A 20,833-nucleotide genomic window follows, 5' to 3' on the forward strand; every position below is an offset into this window, starting at 1 on the left:
TATGATTAATAATAATCCGGATATACCTATTTGCATCATCGGCGCTGGCGGCATTGTAGCCGATGCACATTTACCTGCATATAAAATAGGCGGCTTTGAAGTAAAGGGTATTGTAAACCGAAACAAACAAAAAGCAACCGCCCTTGCGGAGAAATTCAAAATAGCAAAAGTATATGATACCATAGAGGAGATGGTTGCTGAAAATGGCACTAATGTGATCTATGATTTTGCATTACCTGCTTCCGAAATTATACCAGTACTTGAGCAGTTACCTGAGAAAGCAACGATACTTATTCAAAAACCTTATGGAGAAAGTTTGGAGGAAGCAAAAGCGATTCATGAACTTGCTCAAAGTAAACAGATGCTGGCAGGTGTTAATTTTCAAATGCGTTTTGCTCCTTACATTTTAGAGGCGAAGCAAATGATAAAAGAAGAAAAATTAGGAGCCATTACAGATATTGAAGTTTACGTTAATGTACATACACCCTGGAATCTTTGGGACTTTCTGTTCACTAAAGAACGTATGGAAATAAACTATCATAGTATTCATTATATAGACCTTATTCGCTCATTTTTAGGAACGCCCGAAAAACTATTTGCACGAACGTTTAAACATCCGCAGTCGATGCAGTTGGCATCTGTTAAATCCAATATCATTATGGATTATGGGGATATGGTGCGCGCAACAATTCATACCAATCATAATCATGAGTTCGGTTATCAAAAACAGGAGTCTTACATAAAAATAGAAGGGGAAAAGGGTGCTATTAAAATAACCTTCGGTGCACTGATTGATTATCCACACGGCGTTTCCGATGTATTTGAATATGTTTTATTGGAAGATAAAAACCCTGGATGGAAACAGAAAGATATTGACGGAACATGGTTTCCACATGCGTTTATTGGAACTATGCAGCAAATGATGTTAGCAAAAGCCGGCATCATTGAAAAGCCTGAAAATAGTATTGACGACGCGTTAATGACAATGGCTTGTGTTGAAGCCGCTTATGCCAGCAATCAAATTGGGGGAATATTAATTGATGATTTTTTATAAAAATAAAGTACAGGTAAATATGATGCGATTAACCTGGCTGTTGGTTTTTGGGATTCTTGCCAACACGTCTTTTGCTACAGTAATCAGAAAAGTTATTATAGTCAATCAACTCCCTAATCAACCTCGCGTTGAATATGGAATAGATGCTTTGAAGAATAAGTTACAATCGATTGGTTATGCTGTTGATGTTGTAACTAAAGCCAACACTCCTTATAAGAATCAACAGCTGATTGTTATAAATAAAAATTTTAGAAAGGATCTTAAGAAAGAAGGTTTTTCCATCAGGGCTGAAAAGAATACTATAAACATTACGGGTGCTGATCCTTCAGGCTTATTGTATGGTTGCTTGGAGCTTGCGGATATTGCTGTAAATAACAGATCAATTCCTGAAAATATAAATGTAAAAGATGCGCCGGAAATGGTGCTACGTGGTGAATGTATAGGTTTACAAAAGCCTTATTATTTGCCAGGCAGAACAGTTTATGAGTATCCTTACACGGAAGAAACTTTTCCCTGGTTTTATGATAAGAAATTATGGCTACAGGTTTTGGACTCGATGGCTGTCAATAAAATGAATTCGCTGTATTTATGGAATGGTCATCCCTTCGCCTCATTGGTGAAACTGAAAGAGTATCCTTATGCGGTTGAAGTAGATGATGCAACTTTTGCAAAGAATGAAGATATATATCGCTTCCTTACAACTGAAGCTGACAAGCGCGGTATTTGGGTAATACAAATGTTTTATAACATTATTGTATCAAAACCTTTTGCAGAAAAGCATGGTTTAAAAACACAGGATCGTGAAAGACCCATTATTCCTGTCATTGCAGATTATACAAAAAAATCGATAACAGAATTTGTAAGAAAGTATCCTAATGTAGGATTATTGGTTTGCCTTGGCGAAGCAATGGAAGGTGTTGGGAAGGACGACATTGAATGGTTTACCAAAACAATTATTCCGGGAGTGCAGGATGGTATGAAAGCCGCGGGGTTAAAGGCTGAACCGCCAATTGTATTGCGTGCGCATGATACGGATGCGCCTGCTGTGATGAAAGCTTCTTTGCCCTTGTATAAAAATTTATATACAATGGCAAAGTTTAATGGCGAGGCATTAACCTATCAAACGCCACGTGGTAAATGGGCTGAGCTACACCAAACATTAAGTAAGCAGGGAAATATTCATATAGAAAATGTTCACATTCTGGCCAATCTCGAACCATTTCGTTATGGCTCCCCACGCTTTATTCAGGAGAGTATTGTGGGTATGCATGAAGCGATGGGCGGGAACGGTTTACACTTATATCCACAAGCTTCTTACTGGGATTGGCCTTATTCGGCTGACAGTATAAAAGGCGGTGAGAGGTTGTTGCAAATTGAACGGGACTGGCTTTGGTATAAAACCTGGAGCCGGTATGCATGGCAATCTAAAAGAAATAGAACAGAAGAAGTCGCGTATTGGAGTAAGATTTTGGGAAATGAGTTTGGTGCGAATAATACAGACGGCGCCCATATTTTAAAAGCTTATGAAGAGATCGGCGAAATTGCACCTAAGCTATTGAGAAGGTTTGGAATCACAGACGGAAACAGGCAGACCTTAACGTTGGGTATGTTGATGACACAACTCATCAACCCATATCGTTATGGTTTGTTTACATTGTTATATGAGGCTGAAAGTCCTGTTGGCGAGTCTTTGGCCGAGTACGCGGAAAAAGAATGGAATGCTGTGCAACATATTGGAGAAACGCCGGTGCAAATAATCAGCGAGGTAAAAGAACATGGCGACAAAGCTGTTGCTGCAATCAATGATGTAAAAAGCGTTGTAAAAAATACGGAAGAATTTGATCGTATAAAGAATGATATTTTTAGTTATCAGGCCATGTCTTATCATTATGCTTTTAAAACCGAAGCCGCTTTAGCGATACTGCGATACAAATATTCTAATGATATAAAGGATTTAGACAAAGCACTGCCTTTATTCCAGCAAAGCGTTGACTGGTATAAGAAACTTACTGATTTAACAAAGGGAACTTATTTATATGCGAATAGTATGCAAACCGGTGCACGAAAAATTCCTTTATCAGGATCGGGCGGCAGGTATAAAAACTGGTCTGATGTTTTGCCGGTTTTTGAAGAAGAGTTATCTACATTCCAAAGAAAAGTGGATTCCTTAAAACATCTGAAACCCGGTGCGTTAGAAAATGTCACACCATTAAAAAATGCAGTGGTGAAGATCGTTGGCAATTTTCAGTATTATAATATTGATAGTTTATCACAACCATTTTCAGATAAGCCCTATACTATAAGATCTTTTGCAGGCGAGCTAAAAGATTTGCGTGGATTAAAAACTTCTTTTAAAGATCAGATTGCTAATGGAACTGAAATTTCATTCAGCAATAAAAAACGGGTGAAAGTATTGGTAGGTTTTTTCAAACCTCAGAAAGCCGCATTTTCTGTAGATACAGTTTATTTAAAACAACCTGAGCTAGAGACAAATGCAACTGCCAATGAATATGGACAAGCCGATACTAAAATAGCCAACGCTATGATTATTCCGGGTATGCCACAATTGCATGTGCATAGTTATGAATTTGCACCGGGACAAAATACCCTGAAACTCGCTAAGGGCGTGGCTTTGATATTGGGTTTTGTAGATGCGGATGCTCCATTGCGTGTATATGACGCCGGATTATATGAAAGCGGAAATAGAAAACAAGTTGACTGGTTGTTTGAATAGCTATTTACACATTGATATTACCAGCCCGAAGGGCTTAAACTATAATGACCGGGTGCGTAGCTCCCTGAAAAAATAAAAATTATAAATGAAATATTTTCTTAGTGTTTGGATATTGGCGTTTTTATGTTTTGTTGAAGTACAGGGGCAGCAGTATTTTGATGTTACAAAATATGGAGCAAAAAGAGACAGTAGCGCTAAAGCCACGCTTGCTATAAAGAAGGCGATTGATGCTGCAGTTAAAGTAGGTGGCGGAACAGTTTATTTCCCTGCTGGAAAATATCTTACCGGGCCTATTCATTTGAAAAGCAACATCACCATTTTTATAGATGCCGGTGCTGAACTACATTTTAGTGATGATTTTGATGATTATCTGCCAATGGTTGAAAGCCGTTATGAAGGTGTGGATGTAACAAGTTTCTCGCCTTTATTTTATGCTTACAAAGCAGAAAATATAGCCATTGTAGGAAGAGGTATTATTGACGGGCATGGAAAGAAATGGTGGGATTTTGTAGAAGGGTATAAGAACGATCAGCCGCGTAGCAAATGGCAGAAAATATTTGATGAGAAAAATAAAAATATTCTTTTGCCTGATGATCCTAAACAAATGAAGCGAGGTTTTTTAAGACCACCATTCATTCAACCGATGTATTGCAAAAATGTATTGATTCAGGGAATCACTATTCGCAATTCGCCTTTCTGGACAGTGAACCCCGAGTTTTGCGATAATGTAACCGTTCATGCGGTAACGATAATTAATCCGCAAAGACAAGCTCCTAATACAGACGGCATCAATCCTGAAAGCTGCAGCAACGTGCGCATTAGCGACTGTTTTATTAGTGTGGGCGATGATTGTATCACGATCAAGTCGGGTAAAGATCAGCCGGGACGTGCAAAAGCTAAACCTGCGGAAAATTATTCCATTACAAATTGTACCATGTTAAGTGGTCATGGAGGTGTGGTTATTGGCAGTGAAATGAGTGGCGATGTAAAAAAATAACGATCAGCAATTGTGTATTTGATGGAACCGACAGAGGCATTCGTTTAAAAACTGTTCGCGGTCGCGGTGGCGTTGTAGAAGATATTCGAGTAGATAATATAGTGATGAAGAATATTAAAGACCAGGCAATCGTATTGGATATGGAGTACGCAAAGTCTTCGCCAGAACCGGTTTCGGAGCGAACGCCTCAGTTTCGGAATATTCGTTTGAGTAATATTACGGCCTATACAAACGAAGCCATGTATATCAATGGCATTGAAGAAATGCCCGTAAGCGAGATCAGTCTTCATGATGTTGTGTTCGAAGCACAGCGTGGTATAACCATTAAGAACGCAAAAGATATTCAGTTGCACAATGTACGTGTAAATACCACAGTTGGCAGTTCTTTAAAGGTTGATAATACTGAACGTTTGCTGATTAATAGTTTTGAAACAGCAAAGCCGTTGCCAGGAGCCTCTGTAATCAGTTTAAATAATGTAAAACAAGCATTACTTCAAAATGCCTGGCCTTTTGAAAATACGAACAAGTACTTGGAGATAACTGGCGAGCATACAAAGAACATCAATTTACAAGATAATCTTTTTGAGGATGAGTTGATTTTGGTAGGTAAAGAAGTAGATACAAAAGAGATTAAACGTAATTAGAAATGAATAGCAAATTATTTTTTCTCAAAAAAATCGTTATTGGTGTTGCAGCTTTAATCTTTACTGTTTCTGCTGCTGCGCAGGATTTGCAATTGTGGTATGATAAACCAGCTACAAAATGGGTTGAAGCATTGCCTATTGGTAATGGTAGATTAGGAGCCATGATTTTCGGAGGCATAAAAGACGATAGAATACAGTTTAATGAAGAAACATTATGGACGGGTTATCCGCGTAATTATAATAAACCAGGAGCATACAAATATTTAGACTCGATAAGAAACTTATTGTTTGAAGGAAAGCAAAAGGAAGCTGAAGCCCTTGCCGGGCGTGAGTTTATGGGCTTGAAATCAGATGATGGTGATAGACATGCATGGATCAATAAAATGAAATCGATTCTTCTATTAAAAAATAATCCATCAAAGCCTGCGTACAATGATGCTTCCTGGAAAACGATGAATGTACCCAATTATGATGGATGGGAGGCTGAAGGTTTTGAAGGAATGGACGGGGCTGTTTGGTTCAGATATCAATTTGATCTGCCGCAGAAATGGAGCGGAAAAGATCTTAAATTGGACATTAATAAAATTGCTGAATATGATTTTACTTACATCAACGGAACGTTAATCGGTTCTCAAGATAACGCCGATGCAAGAGACTATATAATTCCTAAATCTGTATTGAAACCCGGCAGAAATTCCATTGCCATTTTAGTATTGAACTTTACCGGAAAAGGCGGTATTATGGGCTATAAAGATGCCACCAAACATATTGGTATTTATCCTGTGGATGGCGATGAAAAAGATAAGATGTCTCTTAATGGTAGCTGGAAATATTATATTCAAAATACTGATGTACCCGCTGTAGGCCAATACCAGGCTGCATATCAGCCGTTCGGTGATTTGAATTTTAAGTTTGATGTAGATGAATCAAATATACAAAATTACAAACGTACACTTGATTTGAACGAGGCGGTTGCAACTACCAGTTACTCTTATAATGGTGTTAATTATAAAAGAGAATATATAGCTACAGCGGTAGATCAGGCATTTGTTGTGCATTTCTCTGCTGATAAAAAAGCGAGCCTGAATTTTACAGCGGAATTAAGTAGTCCTCATAAGGCCGCCATCGTTAATCGAATAAACGGAAATACCATATCACTTGCTGTAAAAGTGAAAGACGGTGTATTGAAAGGTGTTAGCTATCTTACTATAAACACAACAAGAGGAGCAGTGTCTGTTCAAAATAATAAAATAATAATAGCTAATGCAGATGCAGTTACGGTCTATCTTACGGCTAACACTAACTACAAAAACTATAAAGACATAACGCCGACCCTGCACGTGTCGGTTTGGCAACACTTTCAAAAATAAAAAGTAAAAACTGGCAACAGCTAAAAGGTGCACACGTTAAAGAATATCAGAAATATTTTAACACCTTTTCCATTTTATTGGGAACAAAGGATGTTGACAATAGCATGAACATCCCTACAGATCAGCGTTTGAATCATTTTGCTACCGCTAATGATCCATCTTTTCTTTCGCTTTATGTACAGTATAGTCGTTATTTATTAATTAGTAGTTCATGGCCGGGGACACGCCCCGCAAACCTTCAAGGTATTTGGAACGATTTGTTGTCGCCGCCGTGGGGTAGCAAGTACACAACCAATATCAATGCAGAGATGAATTACTGGCCTTCTGATTTGTTGAACCTGTCGCCCATGCAGCAGCCTTTGTTTCAAATGATCAAAGAATTGTCAGCAACAGGTAGCCAAACTGCTAAACAATATTATAATGCGCCGGGTTGGGTATTGCATCATAATACAGACCTGTGGCGAGGTACAGCGCCTATCAATGCTTCTAATCATGGCATTTGGGTTACAGGTGGCGCGTGGATGTGTGATCATTTATGGCAGCATTATTTGTTTACACAAAGCAAAGAGTTTTTAAAAGATACGGCTTATCCTATCATGAAAAATGCTGCGTTATTTTTCAATTCATTTTTGATAAAAGACCCTGTTACAGGCTATTTAATAAGTACTCCATCCAACTCACCCGAACAAGGCGGACTTGTAGCGGGACCAACGATGGATCATCAAATCATCCGCAACTTATTTAAGGCTGTGGCGGAAGCAAGTGATATTTTAAATGTTGATGCGCCGCTTCGGGAAATACTTTTAAAAAAGTATGATCAAATTGCACCTAATAAAATAGGGCGTTACGGCCAGTTGCAGGAGTGGATGCAGGATGTAGATGATACAACTAATAAGCATCGCCACGTCTCTCATTTGTGGGGTGTATATCCCGGCAGCGAAATTAATTGGGAGCATTCGGAAGAGCTTATGAAAGCCGCAAGACAATCTTTGTTATATCGTGGCGATGCTGCGACTGGCTGGAGTTTGGGCTGGAAGATCAATCTTTGGGCGCGTTTCAAAGATGGCGATCATACTTATAAACTCATACAAATGTTGTTAAGCCCGGCAAAGGGCGGTGCAGGAAGTTATCCTAATTTATTTGATGCACATCCTCCTTTTCAAATTGACGGAAACTTTGGAGGCGCTGCTGGAGTTGGTGAAATGTTGGTTCAAAGCCACACAGGTTTTATTAATCTGTTACCTGCTTTGCCTGCGGCGTTGCCCGATGGTGAAGTAAAAGGCATTTTGGCAAGAGGCGGTTTTGAGTTGTCGATCAAATGGAAGAAAGGATTGCTACAATCCGTTTCTGTGAAGTCTATTGCAGGCCTGCCTTTGGAGCTTCGATACAAAAATGAAACAATAACTATTCAAACAACAAAAAACACAATATATCATTTTGATGGATCGCTTCAGCAGTTATAAGGCAAAGCCGCTATGTGTTTCCTTCTCCTTTGGAGAGGGATTAAGGGTGAGGTTGAGCCCAGCTTCAGTGCTACTATTGAGCTTTACTTGCGTCGCACTCTTGTTTTGTGGTGCTTCTATCAGCAATGCGCAAACGTCTGGGGTGAGGTCTGTAATCAACCTAAATAATAACTGGCATACGATTGCAGGAAATGATGAAAACCCTATCGGCGCTGCATTTCAGATGGGAGTGGATGAAAGTGCATGGAAACAGGTGAGTGTTCCGCATAATTGGGATGATTATTATGGATATCGTCGTTTGCTACATGGTAATAAACATGGTGATGCCTGGTATCGGAAAAAGATAAGTGTTAAACAATCAAAAAACGGAAAACGCTTTTTTTTCTTTTTTTGAAGGTGTTGGTTCTTATGCTACGGTTTATCTAAATGAAAAAAAGTTGGTGAACATGCTGGAGGAAGAACAACTTTTACGATTGACGTTACAGAACAAATTAAAACTGATGGAACAGAAAATATATTAGCAGTTCGCGCCTGGCATCCATCTTTTATTAAAGACCTGCCTTGGGTTTGCGGCGGTTGCAGCGATGAGCGCGGCTTTAGTGAAGGTTCTCAGCCGATGGGTATTTTCAGACCCGTATCACTAATTATAACAAACGATATTCGCATAGAGCCATTTGGAGTACATGCCTGGGCCGATGTAAAGTCTGGCCACGCCTTGTTAAATACTGATGTTACTATTAAAAACTACAGTCATGCCGCTAACAAAAATATAGTCGTTCTGCAAGAACTGGTTAATAATGAAAATCAAGTTGTATCGCGAACGTCTAAAGGCTATCGGTTAAAAGGTTTAGATTCATTCGTTATCTCCAATAGAAATGTTAATGTGGTTAATCCTGTCTTATGGTCTGTTGAAAATCCATATCTCTATAAAATAAAAACAACGGTGCGTATTAACAATAAAATTGTTGACGAATTAATAACTGACTTTGGCTTTAGAACGATTAATTGGAAAACTGCATCAAACCAATTCTATTTAAATGGGAAACCTGTTTTTATCAATGGTGTGGCCGAGTATGAACACTTGCTTGGGCAAAGTCATGCTTTTTCCCAAGAGCAAGTTAGGTCTCGTGTAAAATGGTTGGAGGCTGCGGGTTTCAATGCGTTTAGAGATGGACATCAGCCACATAATTTATTGTATGGAAAGCTATTTAATGAAAAAGGAATTCTATGGTGGACGCAGCTTTCGGCGCATGTTTGGTATGATACACCCGAGTTTAAAAATAACTTTAAACAGCTTTTAAAAGAGTGGGTAATTGAAAGAAGAAATGATCCGTCTGTTGTATTGTGGGGTTTGCAAAATGAAAGTAAAATTCCAAAGGCATTTGCAGAAGAGTGCACTCAACTGATCCGTTCGCTTGATCCAACATCGCAAACACAACGGTTGGTAACGACCTGCAATGGCGGCGAAGGAACCGATTGGGATGTGCCGCAAAACTGGACAGGAACTTACGGCGGCGATCCTGATACTTATGGCGACGATTTGAAGAAACAAATTTTGGTAGGAGAATATGGCGCCTGGCGCACTTTAGATCTTCATGCAGAAGGTGGCTATAAACAAAATGCGCCAGTTAGCGAAGACCGGTTTACGCAATTGATGGAAAAGAAAATAAGATTAGCTGAGTCTGTGAAAGACAGTGTTGCCGGTCATTTCTTTTGGTTGTTAACTTCTCATGATAACCCAGGCCGTGTACAGGGTGGAGAAGGATTGCGTGAATTAGACAGGGTAGGGCCTGTTAATTATAAAATGCTTACACCATGGGAAGAGCCGACTGATGTTTTTTATATGTTTCGCAGCCACTATGTTTCTGCTAAAAAAGAACCGATGGTTTATATTGCATCACATACTTGGCCCAACCGCTGGAGTACGCCTGGCATAAAGGATTCTATTATGATTTACTCTAATTGTGATGAGGTAGAACTCTTTAATGATATTGATAATGCTTCTTTCGGAAGAAAGAAAAAAGGTGACTTTGGAACTCATTTTATCTGGAACAATGTAAATGTTCGATATAATATTTTATATGCTGTTGGTTATGTAAATGGAAAAGCTGTAGCAAAGGATACTGTAATATTGTATCATTTGCCCAATGCTCCATCAGTTAAAAAATGGACGGCAAACTCATCACTATTGCTAGAACCTACAAGTAATTTGAATTATATATATCGTCTCAATTGTGGTGGCGGGGATTATACGGATGAGTACGGAAATATATGGAATGCTGATAAAGCACTTCCGAAAGATTCAGATAGAAGGTATGCTGGCTCGTCTTCCTGGACTGCATCCTTCAGCGACATGCCTGCTTTTTTGCCAGTCAAAGGCGCACCAATGCTGCAATACGTGGTACAAAAGATTGGGAATTGTTTCAAACATTTCGATATGGCTTAGATAAATTGTATTATCAATTTCCTGCTCCAAATGGTATTTATAATGTCGAATTATATTTTACCGAACCGTGGCTGGGCATTGGCGGATCAATGGATGCAACAGGAATGCGCCTGTTTGATGTAGCCATAAATGATAAAATAGTTTTAAAAGATTTGGATATTTGGAAAGAAGCTGGAAGCAACGCCGCATTGAAAAAAACTTTCCAGGTAAAAGTAAACGATGGTATGTTAAGAATTTCTTTCCCCAATACAAAGGTCGGGCAAGCTATTATTGCCGCTATTGCTGTAGCTTCCCGGAACGGGAATGTACAAAAAGCTCCTTCATTCCAAATGATAAAAGACTTGAATTGTACTGGCTGTAGTATTAATTCCTGGCTTGATGAGGGAGATGAATTATTTAAGAATGCTGAAATACAAATAAACAAATTGCCATCTTCGCTTTTTGGTTCAGATTGGCTTTTTGCCGAACGAAAGAATTTAGATGATATTCATTTTGTATTGACTGATACTGCCGATGTTTATCTGGCTATTGAAAGTGGTTTGAAAATATCAAAAGAATATGAAAGGTTGAACGATTCTGTTATTACTGATGAAGATAGCGGAAGAAAATATGACCTACACAGGAAGCGATTCATTAAAGGAGAGAGAGCTACTATTAATTATAAAGGTGTAGGATTGATTGCTATTCAACAAGCCACCAATATGCAACCTGCATATGACTTGAAGCCTACTACTTCTTATAAATCTGATGTTGCTATTTTCAATAAAAGTGTCGAAAAGAAAATTATTTCTAATAATGAAAGGACTGTAATTAAAAACGATGATAATGCTGAAATTGTATGGCCTATTGAAACAGGTGTTGCGGATGTGTATTCAATAACTGTGAAATATAACAGTCCTTTGGAAAAAGATATTGACGCGATGTTGCAGTTGTTTGATGTAAGCAATAAAAAGTTAGTAGAAGAGCCGGTACAATTTAAATTTACAAAAACCGGTAAATGGAATTATGTAAACATAAATACCGGCTCTATGATCAATGCGGGCAGCTACAAGGTTAAACTTGTTACCAAAAATGCTGAAGGTCTGATTATATCTAATATTGATGTACAATAGGCAATTTAAATATTCAAATGAAGAAGTACACATTTATATTACTTAGTTTAATCTGCACGGTTTTTTCGTCAGTAGCGCAGGTTATACGTATTGCAAATCCCAGGTGCGAATACATCCATAATCCGCTTGGTGTGGAAGTGTTGCAACCCGAATTAAGTTGGGAGATACAGGCATTTGAAAAAAAATCATACAGTCAGCTTACCGTATTATGGTTGCCGATGATAGCCTTTTGTTGATGAATGACAAACCTAATATTTGGGATTCTAAAAAATAAATAGTGATAAAAATAGCCAGATAGAATATGCTGGGACGACTTTGATACCCACAAAAAATATTATTGGAAGGTAATGGTGTGGGATAATAAAGGCAATCAATCAACATACAGCAAAATTTCGTATTGGAGAATGGGTTTATTAAAAACGGATGACTGGAAGGGTGCGAAATGGATCGCTTACGATGTATTGCCAGATAGTAACCAATATATTCCATTAATGCATGGTAATGGAAAAAAGCATGGGGAAAACGACCGGATGTTTTGCCGCTTTTTAGAAAAGATCTTGAAATTAAAAAACCGTCAAAGCCGCGACAGTCTTCATTTCTGGTTTAGGGCATTTTGAAATGAGCATTAATGGCGCTAAAACAGGCGATCATTTTTTTGATCCAGGTTGGACACAATACAGCAAACATGCGCAATATGTAACTTTCGATATAACCTCTCAGCTTAGAAACGGTACCAATGCATTGGGCGTAATGCTTGGTAATGGGTTTTATTATATTCCCGGCGAACGTTACCGTAAAATGACTGGTGCTTATGGTTATCCCAAAATGATCGCACGTGTGTTGCTGCAATACGCAGACGGAAGTTCCGAAAATATTGTGACAGACGCTTCCTGGAAAACGGCGCCTTCTCCCATTTGTTTTTCCAGCATTTTTGGTGGTGAAGATTATGACGCTAATAAAGAACCAAGGGGCTGGAATAAGATGGGGTATAACGATGCTTCCTGGAAGAATGCAATAGAAACAGATGGCCCACCATTGTTGCAATCGCAGATGGCAGAGCCTTTAAAGGTTATGGAGAAATTTGAGCCGGTCAACAAAAAGCGATTAACCGATGGCTCCTGGATGTTTGACTTAGGACAGAACTTTTCAGGCATTCCTTCTATAACCTTATCGGGTAAAAAAGGAGATACAGTCCGCATTATTCCTTCAGAACTGATAAACGACGACGGCTCTGCCAATCAAAAGGGTAGTGGCGGATTGTATGTATATACTTACATCTTAAAAGGAGATAAAATCGAAGAATGGCAGCCACGTTTTTCTTATTATGGTTTCAGGTATCTACAGGTAAAAGGAGCGACACCTGCAGATATGGTACGTAACAAGGATTTGCCGATTATAAAAAACATTAAGGGATTGCATATAAGAAATGCGGCGAATAACGCCGGAACTTTCAGGAACTCGAACGAGTTGTTTAATAAAACAAATGCGCTTATCAAATGGGCCATCAAAAGCAATATGGTTAGTGTATTTACTGATTGTCCACACAGAGAAAAACTGGGTTGGTTAGAACAAACGCATTTGATGGGAAGTTCTGTTCAGTATAATTATGATGTGGCGGCGCTCAATAAAAAAGTAATTATGGATATGATGCAGGCTCAATACCCTGATGGTAAAGTTCCTGAGATTGCGCCTGAGTTCACTGTGTTTGATGCACCTTTTGATGAATCGCCAGAATGGGGCAGCGCTGCGGTTATTCTTCCCTGGTATAATTATCGATGGTACGGCGATAAAAAAACATTGGAGATAAGCTTATGAAATGATGAAAGGATATGTTGAATATTTACGTCATAAATCTTCAGGGCATATACTCTCTCATGGTTTGGGCGACTGGTATGATATAGGTCCCGATCGTCCCGGTGTTTCGCAACTTACGCCACTTGGAGTTACCGCTACCGCCATGTACTATTATGATATTACGCTGATGGAAAAAGCTGCAATCGTTCTAAAAAAGAATGCAGATGCAGCCATGTATAAAGCATTGGGAATAGAAGTTAAAAAAGCATTCAATGAAGCATTCTTTAACAAAGAAACAAAGCAGTATGCCACAGGAAGCCAAACGGCAAACGCAATGGCCATATATATGAAGTTGGTAGAAGAGCCATATAGAAATGAGGTACTCAACAATTTAATTGCGGATATACAAAAACGCAACAATGCACTAACTGCCGGCGATATTGGATATCGATATGTATTAAGAGCATTAGAAGATGCAGGTCGAAGCGATGTAATTTATACAATGAACAATCGAAGCGATGTTCCGGGTTATGGTTACCAGATTGCTCACGGGGCAACGGCTTTAACTGAGTCGTGGCAGGCTTATCCATCAGTTTCAAATAATCATTTTATGCTGGGCCATTTAATGGAATGGTTTTATACGGGCCTTTGTGGCATTGGTCAGGAGCCTGGTTCAGTTGGTTTTAAGCAGATTGAAATTCGTCCGCAACCTGTGGGGGATATTAAATCCGCAAACGCTACATATCGTTCAATTAATGGTTTAATTGGCGTTGACTGGAAAAAAACAGAAAACACTTTTGAGCTTAATGTTGTTGTTCCACCTAACGCAACAGCAACCATTTATTTTCCAAAAGAGTATAATAAGGAGCCCGTTAAAGTTGGATCGGGTGCACATCATTTTAATGTGAAATGATAAGTAACCTTTTTATTGACCCAGCAGATGAATATGTGTCATCGGTATTGCGTCGCACAGCGTCATCGTTCCGTTTATATAGGATGCCATAAGCACAACAGTTGAAGTGTGCGACGCAAGAAAAAAGAGTTATATTTGCAGTCGGTTCAAAACGTACATCGTATATTATACATTGTACAACATAAGCCTGGGGGCGTTTGGTTTTGACAGCGTAGATCTTTGAAAGTGTAAGCATGTCGGGCGTTGTGTAATTAGCCCGTTAATCTGAATACTCAAACTTCAAATGGCAATACACAGTATGCCATGGCTGCCTAATCAGTGATTAGATAGTCATTAGGGCCGCGTTGAGCAGGTTGGTCTGCTGCCATGCTCCGCCGCCGACTTAACAACAAAATGCAGAATGCTGCTACGTAAGGCTGTGAACGTAGCAAAAGATTATCCAGCTAAGCTTTGAATCGGTTTGTTCTTTTCCTGTTCATTGCCGACAATTAATATAAGAAATAAACATGTAGAAAGCTTTTGGAGGATATGTTTGGACACCGGTTCGATCCCGGTCGCCTCCACAATCAGGTTGAACTTATAAAAAAGCAGCGTGTATCAATTGACGTACGCTGCTTTTTTATTATCTGAGATTAATTAGTTTGGCGCGTTTCCCTATACACAAATTCTTCTATAAGGTCAAATAGTGTGCTACCGCTTTTTTCCATGTTGGCATTTTCAAGCTTATCGGTTAATTCAATTGCCCGTTTTCTGCCCTTCAATTGTCTCGTTTAGTTCTTTTCGATCCCTTGACAGATTGGGCCAGGATTTTTAAGGTTAAAAATTTAGCGAGTTGGTGATGAACTTTCCTCCAACTATTGTTATTTTTCAGGTGTATATGTTGCACTTGCTCAATTTTAATTTTCAATGAATTTTTGCAACTGTATACTTTCAATGAATTTGGAAAAATGAGAATTAATCTGTTCCTTCGAAGAGCTCTAACATACATGCAATGAAAAAAACTGCCCTCACCCTAGCCTTTGTATTGCTCTCTTTTCTCTCATTTGCCCAGCCATCTGCCGGAGATATGGTTGTTTTGGGTATAGATGCCATAAACGACAAAGTTACTTTCGCTACCCTGGTCAATATTCCTGCGGGAACAGAAATCAAGATTACGGATAGGGGTTGGGATAATGCGACTAACGCTTTTACAACACCAATGACTGGTGAGGCATTGTGACCTGGACCCCAACCACCAATATTGACGCAGGGGATATCTTTTCTTTAGTACTTGGAGGTGCTGATAATAGTCCTGCGACAAATTTGACAAACGTCACTACAAATGCTAATCTTACAAGCGAGGCTGTTTTCAGTGGTTATTCCGCTAACGATGCAATACTAATATCCGGTGACCAGGTTTTTATCTATAGAGGTAGTGATACCAATCCTTATTTCATTTTTGGGCTGAACGCCAGCGGAAATACAAATTTGGATGCTAACTATTGGCAAACCTCCATTACACAGATATTGATAAACTCAACATTGCCCAATGGCGTGGGTAGTCAAAACAGTTTAACAGCTGGTGTTAATGCGGTGGGTGTATTAACCAATCCGGGAGGTGCCACTCCCGCCCAACAACAATTCGATAATGTTTTTTATAATGGCCCTATAGGTTCGGGTGATAGGGATGGCTGGCTGGCGCGCATTGTAAATAATGAAAACTGGGACGGCGATGACTCGGGTATGGGCATAACCTCGGTTGGAACAACTTTAGGGACAAGTGTAATAGCTTTACCTGTAGTATTTAATACTATAGAAGCGAAATGGAGTGATAATAATTGCATTCTTTCCTGGCAAACTCTTTCTGAAACTAATAATGACTATTTTGAAGTGCAGGCTTCCACAGATGGGAGGGAGTTTACTACAGTTGCTACTGTAAAATCACAAGCCGTAAATGGAAATTCAGATATACCACTTCAATACCATATTACAATAGATATGGCTGGAAGTATTGCTTTGTCAGGTTTGGGCATACTATCCTTTTTAGTAGTTACTGCAGGTAAAAAAGAAAATGGATAGGCATAACAATAGCATTGGTTCTTAGCACTATTGCTTGGTATGGTTGTTCTAAAAATAAGGATAAGATAAACATTGATAAAGAGCAAGTATATATCCGCGTTGCACAGATAGATAAAGATGGCAGCAGAAGTAATAGTAAAGTGATTATTGTAAAATCAGATCAATAGCGGGTAAATATCAATTTACGCTAGAGTGATATTACAGTTAAGGATATTTACCATGAATTAGGCATCAGCGATTCGACCTTTTATAAGTAATTGCATGGCGTTCTAAGCTACTTTGAACAAGCTATTAGTATAAGCAAAACTCAAAGTCGATACAAAAAAGCTCTTGCTGATTTATGATAGCCTGATTTTGGAAGTGTTTTAAGTAAAATCAAAATTCCGCATCTTCAATAATATTTGATGAAGAAGCTATTCGCCAGCTACAGGTTTTTTCGCTTATGGATGTGATGAATGCATTGCCTGGCCGCAAAACAGTTGCCCCTGATTTACAAACACCTCAAACCATAATGCTAAGAACCAGTGCAGGTGGTGCGGATGCTATGAATAACTCTTTTGGAATTGCTGTATTTATTGATGGTGTGCGTATTAGTGCGGCATCAAATATTTGATTATTTAGTAGAAAATAATTTGAGTAGGATAGCGTACTTTCAGGGTGAAGTTGAAAAACGAAAAAAGCGATTAATGAACAGTAAAGTATAAAAAGTATTGACCATAAAATGAAGCAGTTTTTTAAGGAGTTATTTGAATATAATCACTTTTGCAACCAAAAGTTGTGGAACTTTTTGAATGTGAATTCAGACAAAAGTTTGGAGACTCCGATTAAGTTATATAGCCATATTTTGAACGCACATCAAATTTGGAATAATAGAATTGCATTTAAGCAAGCATCTTTTGGCATTTGGGAAATTCATCCTGCTCAGAATTGGAAGGGGATTGAACAGATAAACTTTAACCATTCTTTACTAATAATTGAGGAGTTCAACCTTGACAACCCCATTAATTATGCAAACACAAAGGGGCAGATTTTCAACCAATGTATTAAGGATATACTTTTCCATGTTATTAATCATTCGACCTATCATCGGGGACAAATCGCGACTAACCTTCGGCAAAGTGGTCTTGAGCCATTGGTGACGGATTATATTCTCTATAAAATGTGATCATTTGTAAAATGACAATATTATTTCTTTAATCATATTGTTGATATAGTACCGCAGTTTTAAAACTACAAGTCAACTAATATTTAAAGTCAGGCATTATTGAGGCATGATAGATTGTACTGATTAGTAATATCTATTTTTTCTCTTAATTAGAATCGCTTGCTTAAAAAAGAAAACACTATTTTCGAGATTCCCAGTAATGAATAATGGCAGCCGAACTGCAATTCTCTAAAATATTTAAGGGCGGTAAAACAAAGACACGTAACGTTGCTGTGTTGGGGTTAAATAAATCTATTTATGTTAGTAATAAACAATTTCGAAGAGTATAAATCATATGTAGGAAAGGAATTAGGCTTCTCTGACTGGCATAGAATAGATCAAGATCAAATCGATAGGTTCGCAGATGCAACATTAGATCATCAATGGATTCATGTTGATCAGGAAAGAGCATCGAAAGAAGGCCCCTTTAAAGTTACAATTGCACATGGTTATTTAACGTTATCGTTAATTCCATATTTGTGGAAACAGATTGCAGATGTACGCAATCTTAAAATGGAAATAAACTATGGTATAGAGAATCTTAAATTTGGCCAGCCTGTGTTAGTAGATAGCGATGTGCAACTGATCGCTAAGCTTAAATCGATTATCAACCTGAAAGGAATTACTAAAGTTGTTATTGAAGCTATTCTTACCATTAAAAACGAAACAAAACCTGCCTATGTTGGCGATGTAGTATTTCTGTATCATTTTATATAGTTGAAGGACTTGCTTCACTTAAAATATGCAAAGAACAATTAAACGAGGAAATCAAGGAGGTTGTTAGGTTGTGGCTTGGCCGTCACTATTATATCAAATAAAAAGCAGCGTGTATCAATTGACGCACGCTGCTTTTTTAGGAAGGGACAAAGATTAATTAGTTGGTCGGGTTTCTCTGTACACGAATTCTTCAATAAGATCAAATAGTGTGCTTCCGCTTCTTTCCATGTTGGCGTTTTCAAACTTATCAGTTAACTCTATCGCCATATTATACATGTCGGGTGTAGCACTTCGGTCGAGCATTTGAGAAAAATTTTTGGATTGCTTTCCCTCCTGCAAATCTCTTAAATAACACAATGCTTCAACTACTTCAAAATGTGTTTTTTGCCAGGAATCAAAGCCGCGTGGAAAATGATGTTCAGACATAGCAAGTCGTTTTAAGTTATTAGATTATTTATCTATCTAAAATACTACAATTCGCGTAAACTTCTGCTTAGAGTTTGTTAAGTTTTAGCGGCTAGCCTCTTATGGCGGTTATAAAATTCTGTAATACATTTATTTCTCCTTTTAATGATACGAACAGCAGCGTATAAGCAATTCCAAAGATAGCGCCCCACAAATGTGCGCCATGGTTGATGTTTCCACCGCCCTGCTTATTTAAATAGGCAGAGATCCCTAAATAGATCAATCCGAAAATCCACCCCCGAATAGGTATAAAGAAAAAACTGATTTGCATTGTTGGATATAACACAATACAGGAAAAGATTATTGCCGAAACTGCTCCCGATGCACCTAAGCTTCTGAAATGATAATCATCTTTGTGTTTAAAGTAATCCGGCACGCTCGAAATGATGAGTCCCCCGATGTACAGCATGATAAAGTAAAAGGGTGCTTCATTTCCAAATATATCAGGATTTGCAAATAAACCCTTTTCCAATCCTATGCCGAAAGTATAAAATGCCAGCATATTAAATGCCAAATGCATAAAATCGGCATGAATAAAACCGCAGGTAATAAAGCGGTAATATTGATTTCTTTTAGAAATAGCAGGCCCGTAAAAAATAAGATCCTCAATAACTTTTTGACTATTAAAGCCCAAAAGAGAAACAATAACTGTGATAGCAGTGATCACAAGGGTAATAGAAAATGTAAAATCCATCGAATAAAAGTATAGTTTATAAATTGAATGAGCAATTAATGCAATGTACAATGTTCGAATTAGAATGTGCGAATACGTTTACAACTACTAAGCTAGAGCCTGAAAAGTATAAACATATCAGTCTGTTCCTTGTTGTTGTGAGTAAAGCTTGGAATAAAAGCCTCCTTCAATTTTCATAAGTTCTGCATGTGTGCCTTGTTCTACGATTTTACCATCGTCCAGAACAATGATCCTATCAAAATTGAGTAACGAAAACACTCTGTGTGTGATGATAATTGCTGTTTTGTCAGTAAGATATTTATTAAGCCGGCCCATAATTTCCTTCTCCGTTTTAGCATCAACGGCACTTAAACAATCATCAAAAATTATCAGCGCTGGATCTTTGATCAGTGCACGTGCGATAGATATCCGCTGTTTCTGTCCGCCGCTCAACGTTACGCCACGTTCTCCAATCAGTGTTTCATAACCGTTGGCAAATCCTTCAATTTCCTTGTCAACGCCAGCGATCTGTGCTGCTTCTATAACAGCATCTTTCTTTGCATTTGGAATACCAAATCTGATGTTGTTTTCTACGGTATCGCTAAATAGAAAAACGTCCTGTGGTACATAACTTATTTGGCTGCGTAGCGTGGATAATTTAATATTATCAATAGCCACATCATCCATACTTATTTGTCCCTTTTCCACGTTGTACATGCGTAGTAGGAGTTGAGCAATTGTAGATTTTCCACTTCCGGTGCGCCCTGTAATCGCAACCTTTTCACCTTTGTTGATCTGTAAATTAAAATCTTTCAAAGCTTCTATCCCGGTATCTGGATAGGTAAATGTTACATGTTCAAATTTCACATTTCCGTTCAATTGTACATCTGTTGCTGAGTTATTGTCTCTAACCTCCGGTTCAATATCTAAAAACTCATTCAACCTTTTTTGGGATGCCGCAGCCCGCTGCACCATGCTAGCGGTTAATCCAATGGCGCTAACAGGAAAAGTGAGCATATTTACATATACTATAAATTCTACTATGGTGCCTAAACTAATGTTGTGTTCATTATTAATATAATAAAGCCCGCCAATCATTATAGTTAAGAGCGTACTTAAACCAATCAGCAGATTTATAGATGGAAAGTAGATCGCTTCAGTCTTAGCAAGGCTAACTGCATTTTGCCGA

The 20,833-nt window shown here is 38.4% G+C and carries 21 protein-coding genes, 1 other RNA gene and 1 pseudogene; 19 read left to right on the forward strand and 4 right to left on the reverse strand.

Annotation, left to right across the window (positions count from 1 at the left end; all coding sequences use genetic code 11):
- Window position 1: 1 nt before the first annotated feature.
- From MKP09_RS13025 to ssrA, 13 genes and pseudogenes are all read left to right on the forward strand, one after another.
- Window positions 2–1,054 carry a Gfo/Idh/MocA family protein gene (locus MKP09_RS13025; RefSeq protein WP_240830435.1) on the forward strand — a complete coding sequence of 351 codons (1,053 nt, stop codon included), beginning with the start codon at window positions 2–4 and terminating at the stop codon, window positions 1,052–1,054.
- Window positions 1,055–1,073: 19 nt separating this feature from the next.
- The gene (locus tag MKP09_RS13030) at window positions 1,074–3,788 is read left to right on the forward strand and encodes an alpha-d-galacturonidase (RefSeq protein ID WP_240830436.1); all 2,715 of its coding nucleotides are present in this window, start codon (window positions 1,074–1,076) and stop codon (window positions 3,786–3,788) included.
- A gap of 85 nt (window positions 3,789–3,873) precedes the next feature.
- Window positions 3,874–4,785, forward strand: coding sequence for a glycoside hydrolase family 28 protein (locus tag MKP09_RS26150; protein ID WP_262915361.1), 912 nt, complete (start codon window positions 3,874–3,876; stop codon window positions 4,783–4,785).
- 38 nt (window positions 4,786–4,823) lie between these two features.
- Complete coding sequence (locus MKP09_RS26155; protein WP_317235344.1) at window positions 4,824–5,429, forward strand: glycosyl hydrolase family 28 protein; 606 nt, start codon at window positions 4,824–4,826, stop codon at window positions 5,427–5,429.
- A gap of 2 nt (window positions 5,430–5,431) precedes the next feature.
- Entirely contained in the window at window positions 5,432–6,799 is a 1,368-nt protein-coding gene (locus MKP09_RS13040) for a glycoside hydrolase family 95 protein (RefSeq protein WP_240830437.1), read from the forward strand.
- Window positions 6,778–8,262, forward strand: a complete 1,485-nt coding sequence (locus MKP09_RS13045) for a glycosyl hydrolase family 95 catalytic domain-containing protein (RefSeq protein ID WP_240830438.1) — start codon at window positions 6,778–6,780, stop codon at window positions 8,260–8,262. Before MKP09_RS13040 ends, MKP09_RS13045 begins: the two co-directional genes overlap by 22 nt.
- Entirely contained in the window at window positions 8,237–8,656 is a 420-nt protein-coding gene (locus MKP09_RS13050; RefSeq protein ID WP_240830439.1) for a hypothetical protein, read from the forward strand. Before MKP09_RS13045 ends, MKP09_RS13050 begins: the two co-directional genes overlap by 26 nt.
- A gap of 222 nt (window positions 8,657–8,878) precedes the next feature.
- The gene (locus tag MKP09_RS13055) at window positions 8,879–10,708 is read left to right on the forward strand and encodes a glycoside hydrolase family 2 TIM barrel-domain containing protein (RefSeq protein ID WP_240830440.1); all 1,830 of its coding nucleotides are present in this window, start codon (window positions 8,879–8,881) and stop codon (window positions 10,706–10,708) included.
- Window positions 10,681–11,820, forward strand: a complete 1,140-nt coding sequence (locus tag MKP09_RS13060; RefSeq protein ID WP_240830441.1) for a malectin domain-containing carbohydrate-binding protein — start codon at window positions 10,681–10,683, stop codon at window positions 11,818–11,820. Before MKP09_RS13055 ends, MKP09_RS13060 begins: the two co-directional genes overlap by 28 nt.
- Window positions 11,821–11,837: 17 nt before the next feature.
- Window positions 11,838–12,437 (forward strand): annotated as a pseudogene (locus tag MKP09_RS28650) (glycoside hydrolase family 78 protein).
- 1 nt (window position 12,438) lies between these two features.
- Window positions 12,439–13,635, forward strand: a complete 1,197-nt coding sequence (locus tag MKP09_RS13075; protein WP_262915362.1) for a family 78 glycoside hydrolase catalytic domain — start codon at window positions 12,439–12,441, stop codon at window positions 13,633–13,635.
- Window position 13,636: 1 nt separating this feature from the next.
- Window positions 13,637–14,527, forward strand: coding sequence for an alpha-L-rhamnosidase-related protein (locus MKP09_RS26160; protein WP_262915363.1), 891 nt, complete (start codon window positions 13,637–13,639; stop codon window positions 14,525–14,527).
- A 189-nt stretch (window positions 14,528–14,716) separates the two neighbouring features.
- Window positions 14,717–15,093, forward strand: a transfer-messenger RNA (tmRNA) gene (gene ssrA, locus MKP09_RS13085).
- Window positions 15,094–15,159: 66 nt separating this feature from the next.
- Here the strand turns inward: ssrA and MKP09_RS26165 are convergent.
- Entirely contained in the window at window positions 15,160–15,288 is a 129-nt protein-coding gene (locus tag MKP09_RS26165) for a hypothetical protein (RefSeq protein ID WP_262915364.1), read from the reverse strand.
- Between the two features lie 230 nt (window positions 15,289–15,518).
- Here MKP09_RS26165 and MKP09_RS13090 point away from each other — a divergent pair, with 230 nt between their 5' ends.
- From MKP09_RS13090 to MKP09_RS13115, 6 genes are all read left to right on the forward strand, one after another.
- Window positions 15,519–15,746, forward strand: a complete 228-nt coding sequence (locus tag MKP09_RS13090) for a hypothetical protein (protein ID WP_240830444.1) — start codon at window positions 15,519–15,521, stop codon at window positions 15,744–15,746.
- The gene (locus tag MKP09_RS13095) at window positions 15,743–16,585 is read left to right on the forward strand and encodes a hypothetical protein (protein ID WP_240830445.1); all 843 of its coding nucleotides are present in this window, start codon (window positions 15,743–15,745) and stop codon (window positions 16,583–16,585) included. Before MKP09_RS13090 ends, MKP09_RS13095 begins: the two co-directional genes overlap by 4 nt.
- Window positions 16,586–16,599: 14 nt before the next feature.
- Window positions 16,600–16,752, forward strand: coding sequence for a hypothetical protein (locus MKP09_RS13100; protein WP_240830446.1), 153 nt, complete (start codon window positions 16,600–16,602; stop codon window positions 16,750–16,752).
- A gap of 275 nt (window positions 16,753–17,027) precedes the next feature.
- Window positions 17,028–17,198, forward strand: coding sequence for a hypothetical protein (locus tag MKP09_RS13105; protein ID WP_240830447.1), 171 nt, complete (start codon window positions 17,028–17,030; stop codon window positions 17,196–17,198).
- Window positions 17,199–17,306: 108 nt separating this feature from the next.
- Window positions 17,307–17,750 carry a DinB family protein gene (locus MKP09_RS13110; RefSeq protein ID WP_240830448.1) on the forward strand — a complete coding sequence of 148 codons (444 nt, stop codon included), beginning with the start codon at window positions 17,307–17,309 and terminating at the stop codon, window positions 17,748–17,750.
- Window positions 17,751–18,047: 297 nt separating this feature from the next.
- The gene (locus tag MKP09_RS13115) at window positions 18,048–18,506 is read left to right on the forward strand and encodes a MaoC family dehydratase (protein ID WP_240830449.1); all 459 of its coding nucleotides are present in this window, start codon (window positions 18,048–18,050) and stop codon (window positions 18,504–18,506) included.
- A gap of 153 nt (window positions 18,507–18,659) precedes the next feature.
- On the opposite strand, the gene MKP09_RS13120 is transcribed toward MKP09_RS13115, so the two are convergent.
- From MKP09_RS13120 to MKP09_RS13130, 3 genes are all read right to left on the reverse strand, one after another.
- Window positions 18,660–18,932, reverse strand: coding sequence for a hypothetical protein (locus MKP09_RS13120; RefSeq protein ID WP_240830450.1), 273 nt, complete (start codon window positions 18,930–18,932; stop codon window positions 18,660–18,662).
- 91 nt (window positions 18,933–19,023) lie between these two features.
- A complete protein-coding gene (locus MKP09_RS13125) occupies window positions 19,024–19,665 on the reverse strand; it encodes a rhomboid family intramembrane serine protease (protein WP_240830451.1) in 642 nt (213 codons plus the stop codon).
- 117 nt (window positions 19,666–19,782) lie between these two features.
- Window positions 19,783–20,742: an ABC transporter ATP-binding protein gene (locus tag MKP09_RS13130; RefSeq protein ID WP_240830452.1), complete on the reverse strand. Its 960-nt coding sequence runs from the start codon at window positions 20,740–20,742 to the stop codon at window positions 19,783–19,785.
- Between the last annotated feature and the right edge of the window lie 91 nt (window positions 20,743–20,833).

Source organism: Paraniabella ginsengisoli (assembly GCF_022513635.1).
Classification (GTDB): Bacteria; Bacteroidota; Bacteroidia; order Chitinophagales; family Chitinophagaceae; genus Niabella; species Niabella ginsengisoli.

Excerpts from the sequence above, each read along its gene's own strand:
- MKP09_RS13025 (WP_240830435.1), top strand. The coding sequence starts at position 2 with ATGATTAATAATAATCCGGATATACCTATTTGCATCATCGGCGCTGGC.
- MKP09_RS13030 (WP_240830436.1), top strand. The coding sequence starts at position 1,074 with ATGATGCGATTAACCTGGCTGTTGGTTTTTGGGATTCTTGCCAACACG.
- MKP09_RS26150 (WP_262915361.1), top strand. The coding sequence starts at position 3,874 with ATGAAATATTTTCTTAGTGTTTGGATATTGGCGTTTTTATGTTTTGTT.
- MKP09_RS13040 (WP_240830437.1), top strand. The coding sequence starts at position 5,432 with ATGAATAGCAAATTATTTTTTCTCAAAAAAATCGTTATTGGTGTTGCA.
- MKP09_RS13055 (WP_240830440.1), top strand. The coding sequence starts at position 8,879 with ATGGGTATTTTCAGACCCGTATCACTAATTATAACAAACGATATTCGC.
- MKP09_RS13075 (WP_262915362.1), top strand. The coding sequence starts at position 12,439 with ATGAGCATTAATGGCGCTAAAACAGGCGATCATTTTTTTGATCCAGGT.
- MKP09_RS26160 (WP_262915363.1), top strand. The coding sequence starts at position 13,637 with ATGATGAAAGGATATGTTGAATATTTACGTCATAAATCTTCAGGGCAT.
- MKP09_RS13090 (WP_240830444.1), top strand. The coding sequence starts at position 15,519 with ATGAAAAAAACTGCCCTCACCCTAGCCTTTGTATTGCTCTCTTTTCTC.
- MKP09_RS13105 (WP_240830447.1), top strand. The coding sequence starts at position 17,028 with ATGGATGTGATGAATGCATTGCCTGGCCGCAAAACAGTTGCCCCTGAT.
- MKP09_RS13110 (WP_240830448.1), top strand. The coding sequence starts at position 17,307 with ATGAAGCAGTTTTTTAAGGAGTTATTTGAATATAATCACTTTTGCAAC.
- MKP09_RS13115 (WP_240830449.1), top strand. The coding sequence starts at position 18,048 with ATGTTAGTAATAAACAATTTCGAAGAGTATAAATCATATGTAGGAAAG.
- MKP09_RS13120 (WP_240830450.1), bottom strand. The coding sequence starts at position 18,932 with ATGTCTGAACATCATTTTCCACGCGGCTTTGATTCCTGGCAAAAAACA.
- MKP09_RS13125 (WP_240830451.1), bottom strand. The coding sequence starts at position 19,665 with ATGGATTTTACATTTTCTATTACCCTTGTGATCACTGCTATCACAGTT.
- MKP09_RS13130 (WP_240830452.1), bottom strand. The coding sequence starts at position 20,742 with ATGATTGGCGGGCTTTATTATATTAATAATGAACACAACATTAGTTTA.